At 72.6% G+C, this 8,404-nt stretch carries 4 protein-coding genes and 1 pseudogene; all 5 read left to right on the top strand.

Annotated elements, in window-relative coordinates; all coding sequences use genetic code 11:
• Window positions 1-350, top strand: a pseudogene (locus ACWGI8_RS33685) (non-ribosomal peptide synthetase); the annotation flags it as partial.
• A 222-nt stretch (window positions 351-572) separates the two neighbouring features.
• Complete coding sequence (locus ACWGI8_RS33680) at window positions 573-3,779, top strand: non-ribosomal peptide synthetase (RefSeq protein WP_453666791.1); 3,207 nt, start codon at window positions 573-575, stop codon at window positions 3,777-3,779.
• On the top strand, window positions 3,779-5,755 hold the full coding sequence (locus tag ACWGI8_RS33675) for a non-ribosomal peptide synthetase (RefSeq protein WP_453666789.1): 1,977 nt from the start codon (window positions 3,779-3,781) through the stop codon (window positions 5,753-5,755). The genes ACWGI8_RS33680 and ACWGI8_RS33675 overlap by 1 nt, the downstream gene beginning before the upstream one ends.
• A gap of 1 nt (window position 5,756) precedes the next feature.
• Window positions 5,757-7,616, top strand: coding sequence for an amino acid adenylation domain-containing protein (locus ACWGI8_RS33670; RefSeq protein WP_453666787.1), 1,860 nt, complete (start codon window positions 5,757-5,759; stop codon window positions 7,614-7,616).
• Window positions 7,606-8,404: condensation domain-containing protein (locus tag ACWGI8_RS33665; protein WP_453666785.1), on the top strand; the 799-nt coding region annotated here is incomplete at its 3' end. The genes ACWGI8_RS33670 and ACWGI8_RS33665, both read left to right, overlap by 11 nt.

The raw sequence follows: 8,404 nt of genomic DNA, 5'->3' as shown, positions 1-8,404 counted from the left end.
CCGCTTGGTGGGGCGATCTCGACCGGGCGGACACCCCCTTCGACGAAGTCGTGCACGCCGCCCGGTCGGCCGGTTCCCTGTGGTCGGGCCGACTGGACGGCCTGCTGACCGTTGACGACGCCCGTCGCCGTCCGCCCCTGAGCCTGGGCGCAGTGGTGGGCCGCGAGGTCCACATCGACGGCCGGCACGTACGCGCCCCGTTCGCCGTGTCCGTCACCCACGGGCCGGAACTCCACATCCGCATGGTGTGGGACCGCCATGTGCACGACGACCGCACGGCCGAGGACGGGTTCGGCGCCTTCTGCGCGGCCCTGCCCGCACCGCAGCGCGCCGACGTCACCGTCGGCTGAACGCCGCAGTCGTACACGGAAACGACACAGCGCCGAACCGCACACGGTCGGCGCACCGCACATCCCTCAAGCCACACAGCCACAGAACCACCCCGAAGCCACCGAGCACAGCACGGCAGGACCGCGCGATCCGCGGACCGGCCCGCGAACCCCGGGTGGGGAGCACAACCGTGCCCCGACCCGTATCCGAAGAACCCGACCCGACAACCTCAGGGATCGCCCATGCTTCCCCTCTCCTCGTCGCAGGAGATCGTCTGGCTGCACGAACAAGTGCAGCCCGGCAGCCGCGCCTACAACTTCACCGCCTCACTCGACCTGTGGGGGACGCTGGACACCGAGGCCCTGCGCCGCGGGCTCACCGCCGCCCTCGACCGGCACCCCGGACTCCGCCTGGAACTCGTGGCTGTCCCCGGCGCGATGCCGGCCCAGCGGACCGCTGACGCCTGTGTGCCCCGCCTGCGCAGCGTGGATCTGACCGGGGAGGCCGACCCGGAGGCCGCGTTCGCCAAGCTGCTGCGCACCGAGGCCGAGACCCCGCTCGACACGTACGAGGCGCCGCTGCTGCGCTGGACGCTGGCGCGGCTCGCCGACGACCAGCACCGGCTCATCCACGTCGAGCACCACCTGATCCACGACGGGCACTCGTTCGCGATCCTGCTGGGCGACGTCTTCACCGTCTACCGCGCCCATGTCCTCGGTGAGCCGGTCACGCTGCCTCCCGCGACCTCGTACGCGGACCATGTACGTGCCCAGGCCGACGTCCAGGCCGACGACGTACGAGCCGCAGCCCGGCAGGCGAGCCTCGAGTACTGGGCCGACGAACTGCGGGGCGCCTCCCACGACATGCCGTTGCCCGGCCTGACCCGGCCCGGCGCCCTGCGCAGGCACCACGGCGGCCAGCTGCGGCAGTCGATCGGCGCGGATCTGACCCAGCGGCTGCGCGCCCACACCCGTGAGCGCGGTCTGACCCCGTTCTCCGCGCTGCTCGGGCTTTTCGCGGAGCTCCTGCGCCGGCACAGCGGCCGCTCCGAGATGGTTGTCGGCACCGCCGTCGGCAACCGCCCGCGGGGATTCGAGGACGCCGTGGGCATGTTCGTCAACACGATCCCGCTGCGGCTTCGCCTGGACCCGAAAGCCCCGGCCGAGGACACCATGGACGAGGTGACCGACACCCTCATCCGCGCTCTGCCGCATCAGGAAGTGCCGGTCCAGGAGTTGACCCGCGCACTGGCCCTGCACACCTCCGGCGCGGACAACCCGCTGTTCAGCGTCATGTTCAGCGCACACGACGCGGCACTGCCCGAGATCGAGGTGCCAGGGCTGGACATCACCCTGTTCGAGGGGTTCAACACCGGCACCACCCGATTCGACCTCGATGTCGTCCTGCTGCCCGACGACCGCCGTGGAGTGGGTCCCCGGCACGGGGCGCCCGGCATGACGCTGGTCTGGGACTACGACGCCGATCTCTTCGGCGAGGACGTGGCGAAGCTGCTCGCCGAACGCTTCCTGGATCTGCTGCGCGCCTACCTTGACACTCCGGCCACCGTGCTCGCCGACCTCGCGCTTCCGGCGACGGCGTGCGACCCCGCGCCCGAACCGCACGCGGCCGCGCAGAGCCTGGACGCGCTCGACCCGGCAGCCGCCCACGACGCCTCCCTGCCCGCGCTGCTGATCGGGGCCCGTCGGCTCACCTACGGCGACCTCGACGAGCAGGTCACCTCCCTCGCGCAGCGGATACGGGACGCCGGTGTGACGGCGGGGCAGCCGGTCGCCGCCGTACTGCCGCGCGGTGCCGACTCGGTGGTGACGCTGCTGGCCTGTCTGCGGACCGGAGCCGTGTACTGCCCGCTCTCACCGTCCGACCCGGTCTCCCGTCTGGAGCTGCTGCTCGAGCGGCTCGGCCCGGCGCTGGTGCTCACCTCCGCCGACGCGGGGGCGCCGCTGCCCGCACACCTGCCGACGGCGCGTATCGACGCCGCCTCTTTCCCCGCCGCGCGGCCGGCCGATGTGGTGGCCGGTGCGGCGTACATCATCCACACCTCGGGTTCGACCGGCATACCCAAGCCTGTCGCGGTGGGCCGGGCGGCCCTGGAAAACCATCTGACGGGCGCGGCCGACCGGTTCGGCCTGGCCGTCGGTGACCGGGTGCTGCTCTTCGCCCAGCCCTTCTTCGATGTGGCGCTGGAAGAGGTCCTGCCCTCGCTGTACGCCGGTGCCTGCCTCGTCGTACCGGAGCGGGAAGTGCCCACCGGAGCAGAACTCGCGGAGCTGCTGGCCGCCGCCCGGGTCACCGTCGCCAACCTCCCGACCAGTTACTTCCTCGCCACCCGCGAGGAGTTGCGGCCGGTGCTGCGCGAGCGCCGCTGGGCGCCGAGGCTGCTGGTGCTCGGAGGCGAGCGGATCCCGGCGGACGCGATGCGCGCGTTCCTCGCCGACACCGACGCCGCCGTGTTGAACGTCTACGGAGTGACCGAAGCGGCGATCAGCTCGACCGTGTACGAGATCACCCGCGAGAACCTCGCGGACGGGGCGGAAATCCCCCTGGGCACCGAACTGCCCGGCGAGCGGATCCACGTCCTGGACGCGGCTCTGCGTCCACTGCCGGCCGGTGCGGTCGGTGAACTGGCCATCGCCGGCGCCGGTCTGGCCGAGGGGTACGTCGGCAACCCGGAGGCCACTGCGGCCCGATTCGTACGGATCGAGGCACTGAACGGCGAGCGGGTCTATCTCACCGGCGACCTCGGCTACCGGGATCGCGACGGGCTGTTGCACTTCCTGGGGCGCCGCGACAACCAGATCAAACTGCGGGGCCACCGCATCGAACTGGAGGAGGTGGAGGCCGCGGCATCGGCCGTGCTCGGCGGACGTTCCTGTGCCGTCGTCCTGGACCGGGAAGCGGCCGGCGGACCGCGCCTGGTCGGCTTCCTGGAGAACTCCGACGGACAGCAGCCGTGGGACGAGCAGGCGATGCACCTCGAACTGAGCCGACGTCTGCCGAGTGCCCTCGTACCCGGTCGATGGGCGCGACTGGATGCCATGCCGACACTGCCCGGGGGCAAGCCGAACCGCGTGGCGCTGGCCCGTCTGGCCGCCGAACTCGAGCCCAGCGCACCGGCCGAGGAGAGCGCCACGGCCGCAGCCGACCCCGCGGAGTTCACCGATCCGTCTCTTGCGCTGCTCGCCGAGGGCTGGTGCGAGGTGCTTGGCCACAGCCGGTTCACCGATGCCTCCCACTTCTTCCGGACCGGCGGGCATTCGCTGCTCGCCGCGCAGCTGGCGGCCTGGCTGGAACCCCGCATCGGCGCACGGCCGCCGCTGCGGCTGCTCTTCCAGAACCCGGTCCTGTCCGACCAGGCGCGTGCCGTTGGCGCCTTCGCCACGCCGACCGTTGCTGCCCACACCACTACGACCACGCCGACGGAGTCGTGATGACCGAGATCCTGAATGACACGCCGACGGGGGCCGCGCCGATGACCGGGCGTTCTGCCGAGCCGATGGCCGAGCAGACCTCCGAGCTGACGAACGACCGTCAGGACCGTCTGCCGAGCGTCGTACACGGCGCCGCCCTTTCCCAAGCCACCGCCGCCGCCGGAGTGCTCTCCCGTTACGAGGAATGGGTACGCCGCAGTCCCGAGGCCCCCGCCGTGGTCGACGGGACCCGCATCTGGAGCTACCGGCAGCTGGACGAGGCGGCCGACGACGTCCTTCGCGCCCTGAGCGACCGGGTGCGCCCGGGCGACCTGGTCGGCGTCTGCCTCGACCGCTCGGCGGCGCTGGCCGTGACCGCGATCGCCCTCGCCCGGATCGGCGCGGTCTATCTCCCGTTGGGTCCCCGCCCCGGTGAGCGCCGCATCGACGCGGTCACCGAGGACGTCGCCGTGGTCTGCCTGATCGGGGACCCCACCGTGCTGCCCGCCCGTCATCAGGCCGCCGAGCAGATCACGCTGCCGCTGCCGGGAGGAACGAACGCCGCCCCGAAGACCGTCGCGGCCTTCGCCCCTCCCGCTGCGAGTGCGCGCCCGGCTCCGCAGGAAGCCTTCTACGCCGTGCTGACCTCCGGCTCCACCGGGCGGCCGAAGGCCGTCGCCGTCGCGGAACCCGCTCTGTCCGCACTGCTGGACTGGTACCGCACCGAGACCGGCCTGGCGCCCGGAGACCGCCAGTCACTGCTCATCGGCGTCGCGTTCGACCCGCACGTGATGGAGCTGTGGGCCGGTCTGACGTCCGGCGCGGCTCTGGTTCCCGCTCCGGACGCTGTTCGCTGGGACCCGGCCGAACTCACCGCATGGTGGCGCGACGCCGCCGTGACGGTGTGCGTCGTGGCCACTCCGATGGCCGAACCGGTGCTGGCACGGACCTGGCCCCAGGACCTGAAGCTGCGTCACCTCATTGTCGGTGGCGACCGGATGCGCCGACGGCCCGGTGCGGATGTGACCGCCACGGTGCACAACGCGTACGGGCCCGCCGAGGCCACCGTCGTCACCACCACCCACGCCATGCGCGCCACGGACCACGACGCGGGCGACGAGAGCGCGCCGTCGATCGGAACTCCGATCCCGGGCGCCACGGTCGTCGTCACCGCAGCGGACGGCCGTGTCGCCGCCCGCGGTGAGGCCGGCGAACTGTGCATCGGCGGAACGTGCCTGGCGCTCGGCTATCTGGACCCGGAGTTGACGGCACGGCGATTCACCGCCCCGCCCCCGGGAATCGACGCGGGGCGGACGGGCCGCGTGTACCGCACCGGGGACCGGGTGCGGATGCTGGACGACGGCAGACTGGAGTTCCTCGGCCGTCTCGACGATCAGGTGAAGATCAGCGGAGTACGGATCGAACCCGCCGAGGTGGAGGCCGCGCTCGAACAGAACCCGTCGGTGCGCAGCGCGGTCGTCACCGCTCCCCGTTCCGCCGACGGCAACGCCCGCCTGGTGGCGTACGTCCTCGCATCCGACGGAACGAGTGCTGACGCGCTGCTGTCCGAGGTACGCGCCTGGCTGCCCGAGCAGGCCGTGCCCTCGGCCGTGCGGATCCTGGACGCCTTCCCACTCGACGCCAACGGCAAGGTCGACCGGGCCCACCTGCTGAAGCTGGCTGCTGCCCCGGCGCAGCCGATCACCGGCGACAGCGCCACTGCCGACAACGGCGATGCGCACGACGGCGCGACGGAGAGCGAGCGACTGGTCCTGCGGGTGGTGCGCTACCTGCTGGACAGCCCCCGTACCGAACTGAGCGACAACTTCACCGAGGCCGGCGGAACCTCCCTCGTCGCCGCGCGTCTGCTGACCGTGATCGAGCAGGAGACCGGAGTCCGGCTGCGCGCACCGGAGTTGCTCCGCCAGCCCGACCTTCGGGCAGTCGCGGCCGTACTCGACAAGCGCCGCGCCGCCGTCGGACCGGAGGTGGCCTGAGATGACGACCGCCTTGGCCACCCCCGACCGCAGGAAGGAAAGCCCCGTGCCGGCTGACCGCACACCGTCCGCGTACGACTCCGCCTTGCCCGCCCTGGTGGCGCGGCACGCCGAGCAGACCCCGCAGGCCCTGGCCGTGATGGACGGCGACACCACGCTGACGTACGCGCAGCTGGTCACCTCCGCCCGCGCTCTGGCCGCACACCTTCACGACCATGGCGTCCGCCCCGGCGACCGGGTGGCGCTGCTGGTGCCGCGATCGGCCCGCGCGCTTGTCGCGCAGCTCGCGCTGTGGTGGGCAGGCGCGGCATGCGTGCCACTCGATCCGGCACACCCGCGTCCGCGTACCGAAGCCATGCTCGCCACCGCGGGGGCCACACTGACCGTCGGCGACAGCAAGCTGCTCGAATCCACGGCTCCCACGGGCACCACCCTGGCGCTGCCCGACGATCCACTGCTGACCGGCGGCGCCGAGCTGCCCGCTGTTGAGCCCGGCCCGAACGCGACGGCGCTCGTCCTGTTCACCTCAGGATCCACCGGCCTCCCCAAGGGCGTGACGGTCACCCACGGCGGCATCGCCCAACTGGTCACCACTCCGCAGTACGCCACCGTCACCGCCCGCGACCGGGTGCTGTTCCACTCGCCGGCCACCTTCGACGCCTCGACCTTCGAGGTGTGGTCGGCCCTCGCCAACGGCGCCGCCGTGGTGGTGTGCACCGTCGAGCGGCCGTCCTTCGAGGATCTGGCCCAGCAGGTGGAGCGGCACGGCGTGACCGTGGCGTTCTTCACGACGGCGCTGTTCCACCAGCTGGCTGCCCGCCGCTCCCGGGTGTTCTCGGTGCTCCGCACGGTGGTGGTGGGAGGCGAGGCCATGGCCGCACAGCATGCCAGGGCGGTGCTGCGCGCGTTTCCCTGGCTGGAGTTGGTCAACGGCTACGGGCCGACGGAGACGACGACGTTCGCGACGGCGCACAGGGTCACCGATGCGGACTGCGACGGCCCGGTGCCGATCGGCCGCCCGATCGCCGGTGCCGTCACACACGTCCTGGACGGGACCGGGCAGCCGGTCGCGCCGGGCGAACACGGTGAACTGTGGATCGGCGGCAGCCGTCTGGCAGGCGGATACGCGGGACAGCCGGAGCTGACCGCCGAACGCTTCGTGGACCATGCGTCGCTGGGCCGCCTGTACCGCTCCGGCGACCTGGTCTCGGTGCGCCCGGACGGAGTTCTGGACTTCCACGGCCGCGTCGACGACCAGATCAAGGTCCGCGGATTCCGCATCGAGCCGGGCGAGGTCGAGCACATCCTGCGCGAGCAGGCTGAGGTGGACGACGCCGCCGTGACCGTGCGCCGGCCCGCAGCGGACGACGCCCGCCTGGCCGCCTTCGTCGTAGCCGCGCCCGGCCCGGTACCTCGTGCCGAGACGCTGAGGGCGCGGCTCGCCGAACAGCTCCCCGCCCATCTGGTCCCCGACGAGCTGACCCTCGTGGAGCGGCTGCCCCTGACGGTCTCCGGCAAGGTGGACCGGCGCGCGCTCACCGCTCTTCAGGGCACCGCCGACGCCGACGGCGCCGCCCAGGCGCTGACCCCGATCCAGCAGGCCGTCGCCGAGGTGTGGAGCCGCAGCCTGGGCTGCGAAGTGAACCGGCCGGACGCCGACTTCCTCGCCTACGGCGGCCACTCCCTGCTCGCTCTGGTCGTCACGGAAGACCTGCGCGAGGAGCTCGGAGTGGAGCTGTCCCTGCCCGACTTCTTCGCCGCCCCCACGGTGGCCGGACAGGCCGCCCTCGTCGAGCGCGCCCTGATGGCCAACCACAGCGATCTCCACCTCGACACGCCGAAGGACACCGATGGCCACTGACAGCACCCCCGGCTCCGTCACGCTGCAGGAGGAACTGCTGCGCAGGGCCCGGGCCCGCGCCGGCACCCGCCCGGCCGCCCCGGTCCCCACAGCTGTGCACGACCAGGGACCCGCCCCGCTGTCCCACGCCCAGCGCCGGATGTGGCTGATGGACCGCCTCGGCCAGGGAGGCTCCCTCTACAGCGTGCCCTTCGCCACCCGGCTGCGCGGGCCGCTCGACGTGGACGCCTTCACCGTCGCACTCACCGCGCTCGTACGACGCCACGCCATCTTGCGCACCCGTTACGGTCAGCGCGGCGACGAGCCGTACCAGGAGACGCTCCCCGCGCCCGGCACGATCGTGGTGCCGGTGGTGGAGGTCGACGGCGACGGTGCGCAGACGCTCGCCGAGGAGGCGCGCCGTCCGTTCGACCTGGCTGCGGGTCCCCTGCCGCGCGCCCTGGTTCTGCGGCACGGCCCCCAGGACCACACCGTGCTGCTGACCTTCCACCACATCACCATCGACGGCGGGTCGCTGGAGACCGTCGCCGCCGAACTGACGCAGCTGTACGCAGCCGCCGTGGACGGACGCCCTCACGAACAGCCGGAGCCGCCGCAGTACACGGACTACGCGCGCCGCGAGCACGCGGCGGCCGACCGCCTCGATGCAGGACTGGGTCACTGGACGCGCCGGCTCGCCGGAGCCGTACCACTGCGGCTGCCACGGCCGGCGCATCCTTCCGCCGGCCCGGGCACGCGGCCGGCCGTCGCCCGCACCACGAAGCTCGACGCCTCGGTGCTGCCTGCAC

Source organism: Streptomyces sp. NPDC054841, from assembly GCF_053611045.1.
This window is presented reverse-complemented; position numbering and strand designations above follow the sequence as displayed.

Coding starts and splice junctions, on each gene's coding strand:
- ACWGI8_RS33670 (WP_453666787.1), top strand. CDS start 5,757: ATGACGACCGCCTTGGCCACCCCCGACCGCAGGAAGGAAAGCCCCGTG.
- ACWGI8_RS33680 (WP_453666791.1), top strand. CDS start 573: ATGCTTCCCCTCTCCTCGTCGCAGGAGATCGTCTGGCTGCACGAACAA.
- ACWGI8_RS33675 (WP_453666789.1), top strand. CDS start 3,779: ATGACCGAGATCCTGAATGACACGCCGACGGGGGCCGCGCCGATGACC.